13 protein-coding genes are annotated in these 21,634 nt (G+C 59.8%); 6 read left to right on the forward strand and 7 right to left on the reverse strand.

Translation table 11 applies throughout. The annotated features are described in order from the left end of the window. Positions 1-41 precede the first annotated feature (41 nt). Positions 42-1,172: a Gfo/Idh/MocA family protein gene (locus EDC38_RS13815; RefSeq protein WP_024462186.1), complete on the reverse strand. Its 1,131-nt coding sequence runs from the start codon at positions 1,170-1,172 to the stop codon at positions 42-44. Between the two features lie 155 nt (positions 1,173-1,327). After that, a complete protein-coding gene (locus EDC38_RS13820; RefSeq protein WP_170162939.1) occupies positions 1,328-2,179 on the reverse strand; it encodes a sugar phosphate isomerase/epimerase family protein in 852 nt (283 codons plus the stop codon). A 102-nt stretch (positions 2,180-2,281) separates the two neighbouring features. Between EDC38_RS13820 and EDC38_RS13825 the strand changes: the two genes are divergently transcribed. The 3 genes from EDC38_RS13825 (at position 2,282) to EDC38_RS13835 (ending at position 5,367) form a co-directional block, all read left to right on the forward strand. Then, the gene (locus EDC38_RS13825) at positions 2,282-3,022 is read left to right on the forward strand and encodes an AraC family transcriptional regulator (protein WP_170162940.1); all 741 of its coding nucleotides are present in this window, start codon (positions 2,282-2,284) and stop codon (positions 3,020-3,022) included. Positions 3,023-3,181: 159 nt separating this feature from the next. Continuing rightward, on the forward strand, positions 3,182-3,784 hold the full coding sequence (locus EDC38_RS13830; protein ID WP_123639153.1) for an energy transducer TonB: 603 nt from the start codon (positions 3,182-3,184) through the stop codon (positions 3,782-3,784). A 128-nt stretch (positions 3,785-3,912) separates the two neighbouring features. Next, positions 3,913-5,367 carry an exonuclease domain-containing protein gene (locus EDC38_RS13835; RefSeq protein WP_123639154.1) on the forward strand — a complete coding sequence of 485 codons (1,455 nt, stop codon included), beginning with the start codon at positions 3,913-3,915 and terminating at the stop codon, positions 5,365-5,367. 28 nt (positions 5,368-5,395) lie between these two features. On the opposite strand, the gene EDC38_RS13840 is transcribed toward EDC38_RS13835, so the two are convergent. From EDC38_RS13840 to EDC38_RS13855, 4 genes are all read right to left on the reverse strand, one after another. Continuing rightward, the gene (locus EDC38_RS13840; protein WP_123639155.1) at positions 5,396-7,117 is read right to left on the reverse strand and encodes a sensor domain-containing diguanylate cyclase; all 1,722 of its coding nucleotides are present in this window, start codon (positions 7,115-7,117) and stop codon (positions 5,396-5,398) included. Between the two features lie 95 nt (positions 7,118-7,212). Further along, on the reverse strand, positions 7,213-9,750 hold the full coding sequence (locus tag EDC38_RS13845; RefSeq protein ID WP_123639156.1) for a glycoside hydrolase family 95 protein: 2,538 nt from the start codon (positions 9,748-9,750) through the stop codon (positions 7,213-7,215). A gap of 148 nt (positions 9,751-9,898) precedes the next feature. Continuing rightward, on the reverse strand, positions 9,899-11,518 hold the full coding sequence (locus tag EDC38_RS13850; RefSeq protein ID WP_246004443.1) for a glycoside hydrolase family 43 protein: 1,620 nt from the start codon (positions 11,516-11,518) through the stop codon (positions 9,899-9,901). Between the two features lie 107 nt (positions 11,519-11,625). Further along, entirely contained in the window at positions 11,626-15,192 is a 3,567-nt protein-coding gene (locus tag EDC38_RS13855) for a TonB-dependent receptor (protein ID WP_170162941.1), read from the reverse strand. A gap of 364 nt (positions 15,193-15,556) precedes the next feature. Here EDC38_RS13855 and EDC38_RS13860 point away from each other — a divergent pair, with 364 nt between their 5' ends. From EDC38_RS13860 to EDC38_RS13870, 3 genes are all read left to right on the forward strand, one after another. Then, positions 15,557-17,281, forward strand: a complete 1,725-nt coding sequence (locus EDC38_RS13860; protein WP_123639158.1) for a glycoside hydrolase family 43 protein — start codon at positions 15,557-15,559, stop codon at positions 17,279-17,281. A 223-nt stretch (positions 17,282-17,504) separates the two neighbouring features. Continuing rightward, a complete protein-coding gene (gene ettA / locus EDC38_RS13865) occupies positions 17,505-19,166 on the forward strand; it encodes an energy-dependent translational throttle protein EttA (RefSeq protein WP_123639159.1) in 1,662 nt (553 codons plus the stop codon). Positions 19,167-19,320: 154 nt separating this feature from the next. Next, positions 19,321-20,394, forward strand: coding sequence for a sulfite exporter TauE/SafE family protein (locus EDC38_RS13870; protein ID WP_123639160.1), 1,074 nt, complete (start codon positions 19,321-19,323; stop codon positions 20,392-20,394). A gap of 7 nt (positions 20,395-20,401) precedes the next feature. On the opposite strand, the gene EDC38_RS13875 is transcribed toward EDC38_RS13870, so the two are convergent. After that, on the reverse strand, positions 20,402-21,622 hold the full coding sequence (locus EDC38_RS13875; RefSeq protein ID WP_123639161.1) for a transporter substrate-binding domain-containing protein: 1,221 nt from the start codon (positions 21,620-21,622) through the stop codon (positions 20,402-20,404). Between the last annotated feature and the right edge of the window lie 12 nt (positions 21,623-21,634).

The raw sequence follows: 21,634 nt of genomic DNA on the forward strand, positions 1-21,634 counted from the left end.
GTCTCTATGGATTATTGTTTTTCTGGGTTCTCGATGAGGCGCTACTCCACCTCAAGCGCAAACGCCGGCATGGTTTTCACTTCGCCACCGGCCATGGCGGATTCGTGGGCCAGAATACCCACACAGGTAATGTTGGCGGACTCCACCACATTGGGGTAGGCGTTGTAGCCTTCGAGCACGGCGCGGATAAAGTTGTGCACCAGGTGCGGGTGAGAACCGCCGTGACCACCACCCTGGGTGAAGCTCAGGTGTTCGTGCTCTTCATCGTACACACCCTGACCGGTGAAGGACTGAATTTCTTCCGGCAACAGGTGAGCGTAATCCGGCACCTTGACGCGCTCGGGCACTTCCGGCTCGGGTTTGCCCCGGGTGTGCATGACCGGATCTTCACCTTCAATCAACGGCCACTCATAGGATTTCTCTGAACCGTACACATCGAAGCTCTCGCGATATTGGCGGGCGGTGTCGTACAGGGAGCGATAGATGCGGGCGCCCACGTCCGAGTCCTGCATCTGGATGTGGCAGGATTCGATGGCGAAGGGCGAGCCGTAAATGCCGGCAAACTCGTCACGGATTTTACCGGAACCGATGCACTGCACCTGGCTGGCCAGCTTGCGCTGCAAACCGAGCACTGGACCGACGCAATGCGTGGCGTAGTGCATGGGCGGCATCCCCTCCCAATAGCTGGGCCAACCGTCCATATCCTGCTGGTGACTCGCCTGCAGGAACTGGATGCGCCCCAGATCGCCACGGTCGTACATTTCCTTCACAAACAGATACTCGCGGCTGTAAACCACGGTTTCCATCATCATGTAAACCTTGCCGCTGGCTTTGGTGGCTTTCACGATGCGCTCACAATCTTCCACGCTGGTGGCCATCGGAACCGTACAGGCCACATGCTTGCCCGCTTCCAGGGCCATGATGCTGTGCTTGGCGTGATCGCCAATCGGGGTGTTGATGTGCACCGCGTCCACATTGGGGTCGGCCAGCATGTCTTCATAGGTGGTGTAGCGTCCGCCGGCGGGCACATCGAACTTGTCCGCCAGCTCGTTGAGGCTCGCTTCATTGCGCTGGCACAGGGCCACGACTTCGGCATTCGGGTGCGCCTGATAAATGGGGATGAACTCGGCACCAAAGCCCAGTCCGACCAGTCCTACTTTCAACTTGCTCATAATCACTCTCCTGTCTAATGCTGTTACTCAGAATGTCGTTGCAAATTCGTCATGCGCCGAGTGGTTTCAACCTGAACCTTCAGGTGCGCTTCGCTTACCTGACCTACGCGGCGCGGATTGCTCGTTCTCTTTAACGTAGCGTCAGGTCATCAGAATCAGATGTGTGCCCACCAGTCGCGCAGGAAGGCGATCCCCCGGCGGGCGAATTCGTCCTGGCTGGGAGCAAAGCGGCGCCAGATGCATACCGCCTCGGCGAGACTGGACGCGTCCGGTGAAAAGCTCTCGATCGACAGTTTGCCGTCATAGCCCACGCTGCGCAGCCCCTCGCGCAGCCCGGCCCAGTCGCTGTTGCCCTCGCCGGGAACACCCCGGTGACTGTCGGACACCTGCACATGCACCAACTGGTCACCGCACTGACGGACCGCGTCGCGGAAATCGGTTTCTTCGATATTCATATGAAAGCTGTCCAGGGCGATGCCCAGATGCGGGCTGTGCACATCGGCCAGCATGCGCTGGGCGTCGGCCACAGTGCAGACCATATCGGTCTCGAACCGGTTGAGCGGCTCAAGGCCCAGCCGGACGCCGTGTTCACCGGCGGTGCGGGACAATTCTGTGAGGCTGGCGACGGACCGCTCCCACTCCGCCTGACGCAGCGCCTCGGTCGACAATCTTGGCTTGGCAACGGGGGCGTACAGGGGGCCGACCAGTACCTCCGATTCCAGGCCCTCGGCCAGTTTCAGGCAGGAACCGAAGTAATCGAGGGCTTTTCGCCGAATGGCCGGGTCTTCGGCGCTCAGGTCGCGCTCGCCCACCACCGCCGTACAGACCACCGCATCGAGGCCCAGATCACGCAGCACGGGCCGAAGTTCATCCACCGCATAGTGCTCGGGGTCTTCAACCGGAAACTCGACAAAGTCGAAGCCCATACCGGCGATCTTCTCCAGAAGCTCCACCTGATCACTGGTAAAGGGCGATGTCCAAAGCCAGGTGCTGGCGCCAAATTGCATAGCGGTACTCCCCATTCATTAGATTTATTACTGGGACTCATGCTAGCGCTATTGAACAGCCGCGGCTTGTACCTTGTCGTAAAAAAATTGTATTATTTCGACATGAAAGAACTGGACCCCTGGCTTGCTCAGCTCGACCCCCGATACTCCGCAGGGCGGATTTTCGAGTTTATGCCGAGCGTGCTCTACTTCGTCAAAGACCGCGAAGGGCACATCATGACGGGCAACCAGGCCTTTGCCGAGCGCTGCGGCTGCGCTTCCGCCGACGAGCTGTACGGCCGCCGGGATGACACTCTGTTTCCGCTGTATATGGTGGAAAAATTTCGGCGCGATGATGCGACCGTTTTTGCGACCGCCGAGCCGCTGCACGATCTGATTGAGCTTTTCCCGACCCGCGAGGGCCTACCGGAGTGGTGCGTCACCCACAAGGTGCCGCTGTTCGACCGCGAAGGCGGTGTGGTCGGGCTGTGCGGTATCGTGCAAAGCTACGAGCGCATGCACGATCACCCCGAGCTGCCGGTTTTTAAAGTGGTGGAACACATCCGCTCTCACTACGCCCAGCGCTTGAACATCCCCGAGATTGCCGAACAGTTCGGCTTTTCCCAGCGCCAGCTGGAGCGACGCTTTATGGAGACCTTTGGGGCGAGCCCGCGGGAGTATATTATCCGACTGCGGATCCTGATCGCCTGCGAGCACCTGCGCACGAGCAAGGCCCCCATTTCCGATGTGGCGCTGGACTGCGGGTTTTACGATCACAGCAGCTTCATTCGCCACTTCAAACGGATGCTGGGCGCGACGCCGCTGGCTTATCGCAAGCACCACAATGGATCCGCCGCACTGTAATACGCGCACCGGGTAGATACCGGATTTTTTATAGCGAATCAGTGGTTCAAACCTCGGGAATATTTCCAATTCGTCTTTGCTGGCGTAATCACCGCGAACTAGGCTTACAGTGAAAGTGGGAATGATTCTACTTTCTCATGGATCAAGGAGATCAAGCCTATGCGCGCTTCCCATGTCTATGCCCCACCCATGGCCCTGGTGACCACCTTCGGCCTGCTGTTACTGATGTACTCTCTGATCAACACCGACTTTGAACTGCCGGTAGTGACCGACCCACCAAAAATCGAACCAGTGGTCATGGCCAAGCCGGAGCCCATTGAAACCATCATCGAAGCACCCACCCGACCAGAGCCTCCCGCCCTGGCGCCGGAGCCGATCGCCGAGCCGGTCGTGGAGACGCAGGTAACCTCGGTCACCGAGGTCAGTGTGGCGTTACCCTCGCTGTCTCGCACTGAAGCCCTGACGGTGTCCACCGGCGGTGATCTGATGGCCATCGTCAAGGTAGCACCACAATATCCACGCCTGGCGGCAACTCGCGGTATCGAGGGGTTCGTGACCGTGGAATATACGGTCACCGCCACGGGAAGAACGGCCGATGTGGTGATTGTGGAAGCGGTCACCACCGAGGGCCAGACCACATCGGTATTTGATCGGGCGGCCATTGCTGCGGCGGAGCAGTTCAAGTATCAGCCACGAGTACAGGACGGTGTGGCGGTGGACGTACACGGTGTGCGTAACCGGTTTGTGTTTGAGCTCGATTGAGCGCCCGCTCTACGTTGCGAGCGGCATCACATAGGTGCCGCTCGCAACGATAGCCGCAACGGTTTATGGTCTAATTGCACCTCCTTGACGTAGTCAAGTGAGCCACTCGCTCACCGATTGGAGGCCGCTTGTCAGACCCGGTATCGAACACTCAACTTGCCACTCGCTTTCCCGGCCTGGATCGCCCCTTGGCGATCGTGGACATTGAAACCACCGGCGGCAGTGTGACCCGCGACCGCATTACCGAGATCGGCATAGTCGAGGTGGATAAAGACGGTGTCCGTGAGTGGAGTACCCTCATCAACCCGGGCATGGCCATCCCGCCGACCATTCAACGCTTTACTGGGATCACCGATGCGATGGTGGCCGACGCGCCGCGCTTTGAGCAGGTGGCGAAGGCCATCTTTCAGCGCCTGGAAGGAAAGGTGTTTGTGGCGCACAACGTCCGCTTTGATTACGGCTTCCTGCACAATGCCTTTGCTTCGCTGGGCTTTCCGCTCTCGCTGGAGCTGCTCTGTACCGTTAAACTGTCCCGGGCACTGTATCCGGAACATCGTCGTCACAGTCTCGAGACAATCATCCAGCGCTTCGGGATTGAAACCGATGCCCGTCACCGCGCCCTGGCGGATGCCCGGGCGACCTATACATTTCTGTGCCGAGCCGCAGCCGACCGATCACCCGAATCGTTTATGCAGGCCGTTCTGGTGCAGACGCGACGCCCCAGCATTCCACCGGGGCTGGACCCCGCCTGCCTGGATCAGTTACCGAATGGGCCCGGCGTGTACTATTTTTACGGCGAGAACGATAGCCTACTGTATGTTGGCAAAAGCGTGGACGTACGCAAGCGGGTTCTGTCCCACTTTACCGCCGACCGCGCCTCGGCCCGCGGCATGGCGATGTGTCAGCAGGTACGGGACATTCAGGTGCAGTCCACCACCGGGGAGCTGAGCGCGCTGTTGCTCGAAGCCAAGGAGATCAAGACCCGGCAGCCGCTGTTCAATCGTCGGCTGCGCAGAGTCAGCACGCTGTACACCCTGCAGCTGCATGAAGACACTGAAGGCGTGCTGCGACCGGAGATCATCGAGGCACCATCGGCCTCCCGCGATCGGCGTATGCACGGTCTGTTTCCGTCAAAAAAGAAAGCGCGCAACGCGCTGATTGATACCGGAAAACAATTCGGCTTATGCGATCACGTCATCATCACACCCGCACCGCTTAATGGCCCCTGCATGGGGCGTCAACTGAAACACTGCAAGGGGCTGTGCACCGGGGACTGGTCAGCGGCGCAACACAATGTGAGCCTGATGGACGCGCTCGGCAGCCTCGCGCTGAAAGCCTGGCCCTACCCTGGACCCGCAGCGCTGATTGAATATCGGAATCCGGACGATGAAGCGTCGCCCTACACACTGTTCCTGCTGGATAACTGGTGTGTTCTGGCAACGCTGACGGGACATGGCGAGCCGGATTGGGAGACGCTCGTGGAGACGCCCACCGACATCGGTTTGCTGGATAAAGACATCTACCGCTATCTGCTCCGGGTTGTCTTCAAACCACCTCGCGAAGTCCGGCTGGTGGGACTGTGATAAATGTAGCCTGAACTCACGCCGAGCCTTAATTAGTATCCGAGGTCTCAAGCCCTCCCAGGCTCACCACCACGCGGTTACGACCTCCCTGTTTGGCTTTGTACAATGCCTGGTCAGCCTGTTTCAGCAAGTGATCAATCGACTCACTCGGATGCCCGTAATAGGCGCCAATGCTCAGCGTTATCCCAACTCCGGTGGTTTTACTTTCAACCTCCGTGGTACGGCGAATGCGCTCGGCCAGCTCTTCCAGCGTCGGTGGGTCGCAGGGCGAGAGCAACACCAGGAACTCGTCGCCGCCCCAGCGGCCGACGACGTCGTAAGGACGAACCGACGCCTTCAGCCAGGTGGCCACCCGACGCAGCACATCGTCGCCTAATTGATGACCACGGTCATCGTTGATGATTTTAAAGTGATCAATGTCCAGCCAGATCAGACCATATCGATTGCCCTCGCGCTCGGCTCGGCTGATCACTTCCAGCAGCGCTTCATCCAACCCTCGGCGATTCTTCAACCCTGTCAAGGCGTCAACGCGAGCCTGGCGATGCAATTGCTCGGTGCGCTGGGCAACGGTCGCTTCAAGCTCGCCGGTATAACGTCTTACCCGGTCAGTCATTTTTTCGAAGTGGTCGGCCAGGCGACCGACTTCATTATCCGGTTTGGGCAGGTAAGGTAGCTCAAAACGCCCTTCCCGCACTTGTTCAACGGCGCTTTCCAGGCTGGCGATCGGGCGTAAAACACGGGACTGAATGACGTAGTGAAACAGCCCCAGTGCCACTACCAGGGTTACCAGGAATACCACAATCAGAGGCCACAGGTAATGGCCCGGTACGAGGGTGTTCAAATCCAGCAGGGTAATTTCAAACCACCCGATCGTCGGTAAAAAGGCGACCCCGGCAAGGTGTTCGGAGCCATTGATGCGGACAAAACCACTTTCCACCGCGCCGGCGGTGTCCGGGCGCTTCTTGAGCATTTCCAACATGCCGAGAATACGCTGCTTGTCCTGGGGGGAATCGAACAGGCGATCGACCGTGTTTTTCTGTCCTTCCGGTTTGATGATGCTGGCAAAATCGATGTAATTGCGGTCCCGGTAAAGCTGAATGGCGCCGTTGTAGTCGACAAACAGGGTGGTAATTCCGTCTTGGCCAATGTCGACGATGTCCTGCAGGAAAGCATCGAGGTTAAGCCCGGTTCCCACCATGCCCAGAATATTGCCCTGATCGTCGCGAACCAGTACATCGATCCACAGCTTGGTCACCCCCAGCGCCACATCCGGGTTGACGTTGAGATGGAAGTCCCGCCCCTCCTCAATCAACTGAAAGAACCAGGCATCGTCCGCGCTGTCCGGGTCCAGGACGTAGCGAAACTGGTTCCCCGCGAACTCATTATTGGCATTGTTGTAGTAGTAGTGACGATTCTCCAGCAGCGCCAGAAAATAATTGTGGTCACTCAGATTGGTCCGGTAGGTTTCCAGCTCCTCGAGCGCCTGCTCTTGGAGTGACGGGTCCTCGGGGTTCTGCGCCCATTGGATAATGGCCTGGGAGCTGGCCATTTGTTTAGCCAGGCCAATTTCCCGCTCCAGGGAGCTGAGCAACCGAGCACTGTCATAGCGAACCTGGATCTCGGCGACCTGCTGACCCCAACGCTCCACAATGTCGTTGGACAGTGCCCGGTACCCCAACCAGGAACCCAGCGCGGCGAATACCATCAACGCCGTCGCCAGACCCATAATCTTGCTTTTTAAGCTGAACATGTCGAATCCTTGCATTACCAAAAGGTAATATAGACCGGATACCCCCTATTTGGCCAGAATTCATACGCCATCCCATGGCTTATGCTCAGCAATACTCAGCCCTTGAAACGGTAGGCCTGACCCCGCTGGGTCTGTGTTTCCAGCAGTTGGCTGGGCGCAACGTCCACCGGCTGCACCGCCTCGGGTTGGTGAATGATGGGCGTTTTGATCACCGGGACCTGCAGCAGCGGATTGTCGCTCGGTGCGCCCTCTCGGACCGGCTCCAGCGCGAAGTCACCGGCCGGCGTCAGGTCCGAGTGCACCCGCAAACGCAGGGGGCCACCCAGGGTCGAGCGGACACTCAGTTCGCTGACTTTGCCCTCACGCCAGCTCATATCGATGATAAAGCCACCTCGGGTTACCAGCCCTTTGACGTTACCCTCCGGCCAGGCATCCGGCAGCGCCGGTAACAGGTGAATGGCGCCGTCGTGACTCTGTACCAGCATCTCCGCGATACCCGCGGTCACGCCGAAGTTGCCGTCGATCTGGTACGGCGGGTGGGCCGCAAACATATTGGCGTAGGTGCCGCCAGCCTCAAACTGGGCGCTGTCCTCGGTGACCAGCTTAATCTGATCGGTGAGCAGTTTGTAGGCACGGTTCCCATCCTGCAGGCGCGCCCAGATACCCACTTTCCAACCCATGGACCAACCGGTGGACTCATCCCCGCGCATTTCCATGCTGGTGCGCACGGCACTGAACAGCTCCGGGGTGCGGTAGGGCGAGATCTGATTGCTCGGATGCAGGCCGTACAGGTGGGAGACATGGCGATGCTTGTCTTCGGGGCTGTCCCAGTCCTGCAACCATTCCTGCAGTTGCCCATGCTGGCCGATCTGCATGGGAGGCAACCGGTCGCGCAACTGTCTCAGCTCCGCGGCCAACTCCGCATCCTGCCCCAGCACCTCGGCCGCTTCCACAACCAGAGAGAATAGGTCGAAGACCAACTGGTTGTCCATGGTGACGCCGGCGTCGATGGCGGCCTGCACCCCGTCATCCCGGTGCAGATAATCGTTCTCCGGGGAATTACTGGGCACCAGAACCAGCCAGCCGGTATCCGGATCTTCCGTCAGTACGCTGGCGTAGAAGCGCGCCGCATCGCGCAGAATGGGATAATGCTCGGCGAGGAAATCCCGATTGCCGGTATGGTGGTAACGGTAGCCAATATGCTGGCTGAGCCAGGCGGCGCCGCCCAGCCACTGGCCCCACATATAGGCTCCATCCACCTGGCCGGTAATGCGCCAGATATCAGTGTTGTGGTGCACCATCCAGCCGTCGGCGTCGTACAGTTCCCGCGCGCTTTCCCGACCCGTCACCGAAAGATCCTTGAGCATGCCGAACAGTGGTTCGTGCAGTTCGGACAGGTTGGTGGACTCGGCCGGCCAGTAGTTCATCTCGGCGTTGATGTTGAGGGTGTACTTGCTGTCCCAGGGTGGCGTCAGTTGATCATTCCAGATGCCCTGGAGGTTGGCCGGCTGGGTGCCGGGCTGGGAACTGCTGATCAGCAGGTAACGGCCAAACTGGAAGTAGAGCGCCGCCAGGTGAGGGTCATTCTGCTCACGGAAGTTCGCCAGGCGCTGGTCCGTGGGCTGGTCCTCCGCTGGCGCCGGCCCGAGGTCCAGGGAGACGCGATCGAACTGGTCCCGATAGGCGGCGATGTGGGCCGAGCGGAGCTCCTCGTAGGAACGGCGCAGCCCATCGGCCAGGTGCTGCTCGGCCCGGGTCGACGGGTCCGCCGACACATCGTCATAACGGACAAAGTTGGTGGCCATGGCGGTGTAGACAGTCACGCGGTCGGCGCCGCGAATTCGCAAGCCCTGCTCGGTACTATCCAGTGTGCCGCCCTCCAGAATGGGATTGACCAGTGCGGTGAAGCGGATTTTTCCCTCCACGCCTTCGTGATCACCGCCCTTGCCTTCCACTCGCAGGCGCTGATTGTCCACGGAAACGCTGTGGTCCATGGGGCTGTTGAAGCCCAGATCCAGATCCAGTTTTCCGGCCTCACTGGCGGTCCAGCGGGTCACGATGACGGGGGCGGACAGGGCGGCGAACGTCTCCCGCTGGTAGGTCACGCCGTCGACCTCGTAGCGGACCTGCGCCAACGCCTGACCGATATCCAGCGTGCGACGGTAGTCATTGGCCTGCGCCGGGTGTTGCGGATCGATGACCAGATTGCCCACGGTCTGGTAAGGCATGCCATCGTGATGAGACTTGATGTGCTCGTCCGCGTAGGCCTGGGCCTCCTCGTGGCGGTTGGCGAGCACCAGTTCCGCGACTTTTTCCAGATGGGGCTTGAGCGAGGGCTTGACGTTATTCTGCGGGCCGCCGGCCCAGACGGTGTCCTCGTTCAGCTGCAACACGGCCTGATCCACTCCGCCAAAAACCATGGCACCCAGACGGCCATTGCCGAGGGGCAAGGCTTCGGTCCAGGCCTCGGCGGGCCGGTCGTACCAGAAGGTCAGCGGCTGGGCGTCCACCGCCACCGTATCCGGGGAGGTGGTATCGGTGGGCTGACAGGCCGTCAGCAGTGACAGTGAGACGATCCCCAACCCTTGAAGTAAGGTCGGACGATGCAGGACGGACAACAGACGATTGAACATGGCAACTGACTCAGAGGTGGTTTGTTATTGGGGGTAAGGGAAGACTACCGCAAATCGCACAATTTTTCATATAGAAATACAGTTTTACTTGTAATCTATTTGGGCGGCCTTGGCCGCCCGGCGACTCATGCAGGGCGGCGCTAACGATTCATTCCACCCGGTAATAATCAAAGGCGGCCCGACCGCCAGTCTGCTCGGTGGCGTAGCTAAACAGGGCGAAGCGGTAGCCCATGAAATGGGGCAAGGTGTATTCCATCGCCAGGGGCTCGCCGATTCGGGTCCACTGTTCCTGATCCAGACTGTACCAGAAGCTGGCCTGATCACGCTGGCCCTCGAAGTCAGCCCGGATCTGGAGATACACGATGGACTGAGTCAGCGGAATGCGCGCCTGCACCTGCTCCTGCTCGGCGTTGCCGCTCACCATCACCAGCGCGCGACCGCTGTCTTTCTGCTCCACACCGACAAACCCGTAATTGGCCTGTAGTGCGGCCAGACCGGCTCGGTCACCGGAGCGCAGTTCGGAGACATCCAGAGCAGCCGTGGCCCGGGATTCGGGGCCGAAGGTCCGCTGGGTGAGCGTATTGCGGGTATCGAGCAACCCGGAGTCCACGCGCTGGTGGGTGAGGGTCAGATAGCCGGGTGGCTCGGTAACCGACCAGCCGTTGTCATTCGGGTTGTGGTTCCACTGCCAGGCGAGCTTCAGATCGGCCTCGGAGGCATAATCGAAGTCATCCGAGGCCACGAGGTTGTTCAGTCCATCACCTGTGGCGACGATGGGCAACCGCTCGGGCACTTTGCCGTCAATGCCGTACTCGGGCCAGCCGTCCCGCCACTGCACGGGGACCAGATAAGGAATGCGCCCCACCGCACCAAAATCGCGGAACAGAAAAGCGTACCAGTCCCCGTCCGGGGTATCGATCAGTCCGCCCTGGGCAATACCCCGGTCTTCCAGCACGATGCGCCCTTCATAAGGCCCGGTGAGTTGCTCCGCCCGATAGACCAACTGGGTGCGCATACCGCCAGCGGGCCAACTGATCAGATTGAGGTAGTACATGCCGTCTTTACGGGTCAGTTGCGCGCCCTCGGAGGGCACCCAGAATTCATCGCCCGCGATGGATGAGGCTTTTTCAATGAGTGTAGTGCGCAAGCCATCGGGTTTGACCGCGGTGGCCTCGGCATTGAGTTCGACCAGATGGATGTCATCGTTGCCATAGATCAGGAACACCCGACCCTGATCAAACACCAGTGAAGCGTCGTGGAAGAGCTCATCAATAGTAGCCCGCTCCCAGTCACCGTTTTCAATATCGTCGGTGGAAAAAATATAGGTCTTGCCGGTGTGGTTGGCGAAAGTGCTGACGTAAAAGCGCCCCTGATGATAGCGAAGACTACTGGCCCAGGAGCCCTGGCCGTAGGATTGCTCGCCCTGGCTCAAGGTGGATTCGTTGCCGTCCGACAGGGTGTCATAGGCATAACCCAGCAGCTCCCAATCCACCAGATTGTGGGATTTCATGATGGGCAGGCCGGGGTTCATGTGCATGGTGGTGCTGCTCATGTAATAGGTGTCGCCCACACGAATGACGGAAGGGTCCGGCACATCGGCCCAGATGAGCGGGTTGCTCGCCCACTGACCTGGCGACGGCGATGAGGCACTTGCATCGTGCGCCCCCTGCTCCGCACCGCGCTCTGACTGACCGAGCGTACCGGGCTGCCCACTGCAGCCGGACAACAGCATCAAGGCGGCCATGCCCATGGGTTTTATCCAATTCACGTTATTGACCTCTTGTTGGTTACGTCGACTATAACAAAAAGGCCCCGGGGCGGGGTCAATCACCGCGTCCGGGGCAAGGCTCCTCGCAGGGGAGAGTTACGAACCCATCAATACCGCATGCGCAACCCCAGAGAGAGGCGGCGATCACTCTTGAACCAGGCGGTGGGTACCTTGTGGTTCGGGTAGTCTTCGTGATCGGAACCGCGCACCTGTTGCAGCAGGTTGGTGGTGGTATCGAGGATGTTGCTGGCCTGCAGGCTCACTTCCAGCCCATCGGTCAGACGGTAGCGAATGGAGGCATCCAGGAAACCCTGATCGCTCTGCCACACCGGCAGGTTGCAGCAATCGTTCGCGGTCACCAGATACTCCGAGCGCCAGTTGTACGCCGTGCGGAAGGCGAAGTCGCCTTTTTCGTACATCAGCACCAGGTTGTAGGCGTCCTCGGACATGCCCTGCAGTGCATCGGTTTTCACGTAGCGTTCGGCATCGGCATCCACCGCGCCGCCGGCACCATCGTAGTTGGTGTTTTCAATGCCCTGGTTGTAGATTTTCGTGTAGTTGGCCTGAAACCCGATACCGTCCCAGGGCGAGGGCAGGAAGTCCAGGAAGCGCTGGACGTTCGCCTCGTAGCCCCAGACACTGGCGCCTTCGCCGTTGACCGGACCGTTGATATACATATCCCGGGTGACGCCATTGTTGGTCACCGGTACCACGGTGGTGCCGTAGGTGATGTAGTTGTCAAAGTCCTTCTGGAAAAGGTTGACGGTAAACATGCCGGCGCCGTCGAAGTAATACTCGAAGGTCGCATCGTAGTTATCCGCCGTGATCGGCTCCAGGTACGGGTTACCGGTATTGACCGAGTAACGGGGTCGAGCGCCGGTCAGACGACCCTGATCGTCATAACTGAGTTCCGGGCTGGGCGTACAGTTGGGCACCGATTCCACCGAGTCGGTTTCCTGATTGTAGGTTTTGCACTGGGCGGAGTAACCCACATCAATACCCGGCTCGTTGATGTTGGCCGCGTAGCGGAACATGCTGAAGTCTGGTCTCGCCATGGCTTTGGAGTAGGCAAAACGGACAATCACATTGTCTGTCACATCCAGCTTCAGGTTCGCACTGGGCAACAGGTGGTAATGGGTTTTGTCACCGACTACGGGCGCAATGGTGCCGTCGTGAAACGCCAGGTCCTCACGGGACCCTTCGATGTGCTCGGGCAGATACACCTTGGCCGGGTTGTCAATGATGTTGCCGTTGCCATCATCCACCGTGTCGGGCATATCCGGCACCTGTTCGTTGTGCGCCTCGGCACCGACCAGGTAACAGCCGCTTGAATAAGGCGTGGACGGCGGCGCCGTGTTGGGCGCGTCGGGGTTATCCTGATTGCCCTCGGTCAATTCGTAGCACTCCATCTGACTGTCAGTGAAGGAGCCGTAATTCACACTGCCTTCGCTGCGGGTGTTGGTTTCCACGTAGCGTACACCCACGTTGCCCGACACACCGATATCGGTATTGAACAGCGTGGCCGCCGGCCCTCCGTAGTTAACCATGAAGTAAGCGGCATGCACTTCTTCTTCCACTGTGAGCGTCTCGCCGGGCGTAAAGCAGGTGGAGTCGCCATTGGCATCCAGAACTTCCTGACCCCGGGTGGGCCCTTCGGCGGAGCAGATCGGATAGAACTGACCGATCCCCAGGTTGCGGCGATCAAAGTACTCATTCACCCGGGCCGGATCACCCAGGACCTCCGGGTCGATATAGAGGAACTCGGTGGAGTCCATCACGCCGCCACCCATGTAATCCGTGGGGAAGGCCCGAGAGGTCAATGATTCCTCGGGGTCAGGGTAGCCGCCAAAGAAGGTTTCCTGCCCGGCATAGGTGACCGAATCGATGGGGTCGGTTTTGTCGGCGTTGAAATAGGCCGCACTTTCCCAACGACTGGTGATGCCACGGAAGTTCCACGCTTCGCGCACCAGTTGCTCCCGGTTGACCGTGCGCGCACCGAAGGCGATCGACTCCACCCAGTCGGTGCCGTTCAGGTCGTACTCACCGTCGGCTTTGAACGCCAGAGACTCCCCTTCACTGGCACTCTTGTGGTCCTGAACCCAGGCGTAATTCCAGGAGTTGGGATTCTGTAGCCCACCCTCCGAGAAGTTGACGTTGAGCGGATCCCGGTATTCGACAAAGGGAAGCTCCCCGCGGAAATCGGCGTACATGCCGGTATAGCTCTGCAATGCGCCAGCGGTACCATAGCTGTCCCGCGTGGCATCGACATATTGCAGGTCGAAGTTGGCGCGGAATTGGTGAGTGGGTGCCCACTTGATATTGATGGACGCATCCTGGGTCATGCTTTCGCTGTGAATCTGCCGGGAATTGGTTTCCATACCGACGGCCCGCTGGTCATAGGGCTCTTCGCAGTATTCCTCGAGATACTCCTGAGACGTGCCCCAGCCACAGCCGGTGGGATTCATCAGGGGGATACCCTCTTCGTTCACCCCGAAGGCGGCCGCCTCCTCTTCACTGCCGCCCCACCAGCCCGGTCCGGCGGTGGGCTCACCGGCGAGAAAGCTGCGGTCCTCTCGAAACATGAAAGTCTCCCCAGGCATGGGGTAAGTACCGTCGGGCCAGTCCGCAGGAATGACGTGGTCTGCCGGTTGCCCCCACAGGGCAAACAGGAAGTTCAGTGCACTGTACTCGGTGTTCAGCTGCTCGTACTCCGAGCGATTGAACTGGAAGGTGGTCACGATTTCTTCATCGGGACTCTGCCACTGGGCGGCAAAGGCACCACCGGTGCGCTCCCGCTGGTACAGGTTGTCCCGGGCGGTGATAAAGGTGGGCACATAGGTTTCTTCCTGAGTGGGACGGACGGTGCCGTCGGGCAGGGTTTCCTCGAAATAGCCCGGCTCGTGAATGCCCATACGCCCGAGGTATATGCCCTCGCTGCGGGTATCCAGACGGGAGGTGGCAATCTGCCCCAGCAGGCCAAAGTCACCCAGAGCCGTTTCCCACCGGTTGCTGTACAGGCCAGAGACATTGGGGTCGAAGGAATCAGCCACCTCGCTGTAGTTGACTTCGGCGGAGCCGACCAGCATTTCGCCATCAAAGTCGAAGGGCACACGGGTGTGCAGATCCACCACCCCGGCGATCCCGCCTTCGATCAGGTTGGCGCTCTGGTTTTTATACACATCCACCCGGCTCATCAGCTCCGGCGATACGTCTTCCCAGCTCAGCCCCCGGGAACTGTCGGCGGAGAAGGTATCCCGGCCGTTGAATTCCGAGCGCACATGGTCCAGGCCGCGGATCACCACGCCGGACGGCTCGGCGGAGAAGTGCTGGGTGTCGTTGTTGGCGGCGAAGCGGGACACGGTAATGCCGGGCAGCCGCTGCAGGGCCTCGGCCACCGACTTGTCCGGCAGGGCGCCGACGTCGACCGCCGTCACCGAGTCGACAATATTGGTTGACTCACGTTTGATGTCCCGTGCGGTCTCCAGTGAAAGCCGCGCACCTACCACTACCAGCTCCTCCATGGAGGGCTGTGCCGGCGCGGCCTCTGACATCGACGGCTCGGCTTCGGCCCCGGACATCTCGTCGGTCTCTTCGTCTGATTCCTGCGCATAGCCCGGGTGTGCGACGGCCGAAAGGCTCAACGCCAGCACACTCGCACCAAACAGTCTGAACAAGGGTCGTCTTTCAAAGGGAACTTCCATCGCTAGTACCTACCTTGCGTTTTATGGTTATCGTCTGGCCCTCAGGCCACCGCGCATACGGTAGAAAATTCCGCCAGCCACCCTGAGCCCCCGAAAGGGAAGGAATTGAGTGAGGCGACAAAAGGCGTTATAGTTATTCGTACCATATGTGATTATTATATTATTGTCAGATGGATAACCTTCACAGCCGCAAGTGGCTGAAATACTTGCACTTTGCAAAAATTATTAGCATTTCTGTCATATTTTTTAGGTCAAAACGCTAGATTACGCGCGGGATCGGGAGTCAGAACAGCCCACTGAAATCCGACTCTTCATCAGGATAACGAGGACTTATAGTATGAATGAACTGATAAAAGGCTCACTGTTGAGTGTGTTTGCCCTCCTGGTCGGCTGCGACTCCACCAGTGACGGCAATCCGGACGCGGCATCATCGTCCCCGGAGGCCAGCGCATCCGAGAGCACGGCGTCGGCCACAGCCGCCCAGTTCAGCCGGTTTACCTACGAGGGCCAGTCCCAGGAGCAGGTCGAGGTGGGCGAAGGCGAATTCCGCAACCCGATCATTTCCGGCTATGCCCCCGACCCCACCGTGGCGCGGGTAGGCGACGACTATTATGTCGTCACCTCGTCGTTCACCCACTTTCCGGGGCTGCCGATCTACCACTCCAAGGACCTGGTCAACTGGACCCAGATCGGCAACGCGATCGACCGGCCCGACCAGTTTGATTACAAAGGTCTGGAAGTGTCCCGGGGGATTTTCGCGCCGGACATCTCCTTCCATGAAGGCATCTACTACCTGGCCTCCACCTGTGTGGATTGCGGCGGCAACTTTGTGATGACCGCCGACAGCCCAACCGGCCCCTGGTCAGACCCGCACTGGCTGGGCTTTGAGGGCATCGACCCCTCCATTCACTGGGACGACAGCGGCAAAGCCTACATCCTGAACAACGGCGCCCCCAATGAGGAACCCCGCTACGACGGCCACCGCGCCATCTGGATTCAGGAGTTTGACTGGCAGAACCTGACCATGGTCGGTGAGCGCAAGCAGCTGATCAACGGTGGGGTCGACATCTCCACTCAGCCGGTGTGGATCGAAGGGCCGCACATCATCCAGCGCAACGGCTACTACTACATTACCGCGGCGGAGGGCGGCACCAGCGTGCATCACTCCCAGACCATTTTCCGGTCCGACGACGTCTGGGGCCCCTACACCCCCGCCGAGCACAACCCGATCCTGACCCAGCGCGACCTGGACTTTGAGCGGGACAACCCGATCATCGCCGCCGGCCACGCCAAATTCGTACAGATTCCCAATGGCGACTGGTGGGCCACCTTCCTGGCGATCCGCTCCTACGACAATGACATGTTCAACATTGGCCGGGAGACCTTCCTGCTGCCTGTGCGCTGGGAAGACGATTGGCCCTACATTCTGCCCCGGGGCGAGCGCATTCCGTTTGCGCTGGAGAAGCCGGAACTGCCCGAACAGCCCACACCGAATCCGCCCCAGTCGGGTGACTTTGGCTATACCGATGAATTCGATGGCGACCAATTGGCGCTGGGCTGGATGGGTGTTCGCGACCCGGACAGCGGCGTTTTCCATGACGTGAATAACGGCACGCTCAGCCTGAACTGTCAGAATGGCCTGGGCGATCTGGACTCGGTACCCGCCTTCCTGGGTCGGCGCCAGCAGCACCACATTGCCGACCTGTCCACCACGGTGACCTTTGATCCCCAGGCCGATCAGGACCGCGCTGGCCTTGCGGCGGTGCAGAACGATGAAAACCTGATCTTCCTGGCCATCACCCAGGACGGCGGCGAAGACCAGTTAGCGCTGTACCGTCGTCAGGGTTCGACCGAAGACATTCTGGTGAATGCTGCCGCGCTGCCCAGCACCGAGAATGTGGTTCTGTCGATGGCGTTTGATGCCGGGCAGATGAGTGCCCATTATGAGGTGAATGGCGAGCGTCACACCCTGGCCGAAGGGGTGGATGCCACCAACCTCAGCACCAATGTGGCCGGTGGTTTTGTGGGTACCCTGATCGGGCCCTACTGCACTCGTCAGTAACCTGTGTGAGTACCTTGTCGGATTACGCGCTGCGCGCTAATCCGACTTACTGGATGGCTTGATATTCCATAGCCACCCGTAGGTCGGATTAGGCCGAAGGCCGTAATCCGACAATCCCCTCCCCCCTCTTCTTGCTGATTGCACTCTTCCCGCGCTTTCGGTACCTTGCGCGTTTCTTTATAGTAACCAGCGAATTCCCCGTCTCAATGAGGTTGTAGCCCCCATGGCGCAGTACGTCTATAGCATGAATCGGGTTGGCAAGGTGGTGCCGCCCAAGAAAGAGATCCTGAAAGACATCTCCCTGTCCTTCTTCCCTGGCGCGAAGATCGGTGTTCTGGGCCTGAACGGCGCCGGTAAATCCACCCTGTTGCGGATCATGGCCGGGGTGGACAAGGACTATAACGGTGAAGCGCGGCCCATGCCGGGTATCTCCGTGGGCTACCTGCCCCAGGAGCCTCAACTGGACCCGGAAAAAGACGTACGCGGCAATGTGGAAGACGGCGTGCGCGAGGCGGTGGACGCCCTGGCTAAGCTGGACCAGATTTACGCCGCCTACGCCGAGCCGGACGCGGATTTCGATGCGCTGGCCAAGCGTCAGGGGGAGCTGGAAGACATCATCTCCGCCTGGGATGCCCACAACCTGGACCACAAGCTGGAAGTGGCCGCCGACGCCCTGCGCCTGCCGCCCTGGGATGCGGATGTAACCAAACTCTCCGGGGGTGAACGCCGCCGGGTGGCCCTATGCCGCCTGCTGTTGTCCCGCCCGGACATGCTGCTGCTGGACGAGCCCACCAACCACCTGGACGCGGAGAGTGTCTACTGGCTGGAGCAGTTCCTGCAGCAGTTCCCCGGTACCGTGGTGGCCATCACCCACGACCGCTACTTCCTGGACAATGCCGCCGGCTGGATTCTGGAGCTGGACCGCGGCCACGGCATTCCCTATGAGGGCAACTACAGCGACTGGCTGGAAGCCAAAGAGAAGCGTCTGGAACAGGAGGCCAAGTCTGAAGCCGCACACCAGAAGGCCGTGAAGGCGGAATTGGAGTGGGTGCGTCAGAACCCCAAGGGCCGTCAGGCCAAGAACAAAGCCCGCCTGTCCCGCTTCGATGAGCTGCAGAGCCAGGAATTCCAGGCCCGCAACGAGACCAATGAAATCTACATTCCGCCGGGCGAGCGCCTGGGGGACAAAGTGATCGAACTGGAAAATGTCTCCAAGGGCTACGGCGACCGCCTGCTGATCGACAACCTGACCATGAGCGTTCCCAAAGGTGCCGTGGTCGGTATTGTCGGTGGTAACGGTGCCGGTAAGTCCACCCTGTTCCGGATGATCGCCGGTACCGAGCAGCCCGACAGCGGCAAGATCGAGCTGGGCGAGACTGTGCAGGTGGCCTACGTTGAACAGAGCCGGGAGAACCTGAAGGATGACCAGACCGTCTGGGAAGCCATCTCCGGTGGCCAGGACATTCTGCGCATCGGCAACTACGAAGTGAACTCGCGCTCCTATGTGGGCCGCTTCAACTTCAAGGGTTCGGACCAGCAGAAACGTGTGGGCGAACTCTCCGGTGGTGAGCGCGGCCGTCTGCACCTGGCCAACACCCTCAAGCAGGGCGCCAACGTGTTGCTGTTGGACGAACCCTCCAACGATCTGGACATTGAAACCCTGCGCGCGTTGGAGGAGGCCATTCTGGCGTTCCCCGGTTGTGTGATGGTGATCTCGCACGACCGCTGGTTCCTGGACCGGGTGGCCACTCACATCCTCGCGTACGAAGGCGACTCGGAGGTGGTGTTCTTTGAGGGCAACTACACCGAGTACCACGAGGACTTTGTGAAGCGTAAAGGTGAGAATGCGCAGCCTCGACGGGTTAAGTATAAGCCGTTGAAGTAAGTTTGGCGTTGGGTTACGGCGGATGCGCGCTGCGCGCTTATCCGCCCTACACAACCTTCGCAGCCCGCGTAGGGCGGATAAGCCGAAGGCGCATCCGCCGTATAAAAGCCCACCATTACCGATCCATACCATTACCTGAATTCGGTCAAAAATAATGAACATCAAAGCGCCACCCAAGCGCCACTTATGGGTCTGGTTTCTCTGGCTGGGGTTGTTTTACACCGCCTGGCTGTTTCTGGTTCAGATGGACGGCCACTGGCAGACGGCGAAGGATCACTGGCCCATGGCCCTGGCCATGGCGGTCGGCAGCTATGCGGCGGGCTCCACCCCCATGGGCGGGGGCACTGTCGGCTTTCCGGTGCTGGTGTTGCTGTTCGATATGCCCGCCACGCTCGGCCGGGATTTCAGCTTCGCCGTGCAGTCCATCGGCATGGTGAGCGCCACCATTTTCATCCTGGCGCGCCGCCAGCCACTGGCCTGGTCCATGCTCAAGGGCGCCGTGGTGGGGGGTCTGATTGGCACCCCGATTGGCATCATTTTCTTCGCCCCCCTGATTCCGGACCTGTGGATCAAGGTCACCTTCGCGGTGCTCTGGGGCAGCTTTGGCGTGCTGCACCTGTACCGGATTGGTGAAATTGCGGGCCATGTCGGCATGACCGAGTTCGACGAGCACTGGGATCACCGGGTCGGGTTTGTACTCGGGCTGGTTGCCTGCCTGCTGGCGGTGTCGGTCACCGGGGTGGGCATTGATATGGTGCTCTATGCGGCGCTGGTATTGCTGTGCCGGGCGGACCTGAAGATCGCGATTCCCACCTCGGTGGTCATCATGGCTCTGGCCTCACTGTACGGGGTCCTTATCAAAAGTGTCACCAACAGCTGGCAACCCGGTGTGTTTGAGAACTGGCTTGCAGCGGCACCCGTCGTCGCCCTGGGCGCACCTCTGGGCGTGTTCATCGTCGATAAAATCGGCCGCAAGCCGATCCTGCTGGTGGTGGCAACCCTGTGTGTCGGGCAGTTTGTCTGGACCTGTTTTTCCGAGCAGGATGACCTGGGACTGGTGGGTATTGCACTGGCAGTGGGCGCCCTCGGGTTCTGCCTGTGGGTATTTGAGCGCCTGCGCAGCTGGGGATCAGTACTGGTCGCCGAAGCGCAGCGCAAAAATGAGGTGCGCCGGGCCGCCGAGGCGGGCGACGCCGAACCTGCGGCAGAAAAGGCCGAGTGCCCGTAGGCCTCGGTCAGTGGGGGCGTGACAACGCCTTGTCGACATCCACTCCCACGATCAACATACCCAGCAACTCGCCGGTATCGGGATCCTTCACCGGCTGACTGACATGTACCTGAAAGCGCCGGGTGGACTCATCGTATTCCACCGGTTCAAAATTCAGTTGTCCGGCGCTCAGCGCGATCGCCCGTTGAAACTTGGCTTCATCACCCTGCCAGTAATCCGAGGTCATATCACTGACGGCCACATTGAGGCCCTTCAAGTCGGTGAGAATCACCTCGGTGATGCGGCCGTCGGCGTCGACGGCCAGGGCGCGCAGTCGATCCGACAGCACCTGATCCAGCCAGGATTGAACCTCGCCATAAGCCCCCTCGCGGAAGGCCTCCTGCCAGGCCTGATCCATTTGTACCAACGCCTCTTGTGCCAGGTCCGTATGGTGCCGATTCTGAGCTTTCAGAGCTGCGACCAACCCTGGGGTGCGCTGCCACTCGCTCAACAGGGGCGATAGCCAGCTGTGCAGCTCAGCCTGCTCCAGGGCCGACATGACAAAACCGCTTTCCGTGCACTCGATGATATGCCGGTTGAAGGCCTTCAGAAATTCCGGACGGGCGGTCAGAAACTCATCGCCAAAGTACACGCCCAGCGGCATGTAACGTAAAAACCGCTCCTGATACTGGTTTATGTCGACCCCCAGCGCCTCGACCGCCGCTCTCATGTGGTCCCGGTCGGCGATAAACGCATCAATACGGCCGCTCAGGAGCAATTTGATCAACTGGGGTAGACTGTTGATCCGCATATGCACCGGGTAGCCTTGCTGATCCAGCCACACCGCTTGGTGACTGCCCAGAATGGCACCCACCCGGATTCCGCCGTTGCGCCATTGGTCCGGTGCCTCGGTGCCGGCCGCCCAGTACCAATACCAGTTTTCCAGCAACAGAGGTGCCGACAAGGTGGCGTATTTGTCAACTTCAGGAGTGTGAATCGCGGTAAAAAACCCATCAATCTTGCCCGTGGACACCTCCTGTCGGGCACGTCGCCAGGGCATACGCTGAATCTCGGGGGTATACCCCAGGTGGTCAAAAATACATTGAATGTGCTCGACGGAGCCGCCACCGCGATTGTAGAACTGCTCAAAGTCCGACACATTGGTGCCGAGCTGAACATTGGCGGCAAAGACCGGCAGGGACGCTATCCAGACAACGAATGCGCCCAACCGTGGAAAAACAATAGACATACTGGGGACTCC

It is taken from the genome of Marinimicrobium koreense (genome assembly GCF_003762925.1).
GTDB lineage: Bacteria > Pseudomonadota > Gammaproteobacteria > Pseudomonadales > Cellvibrionaceae > Marinimicrobium > Marinimicrobium koreense.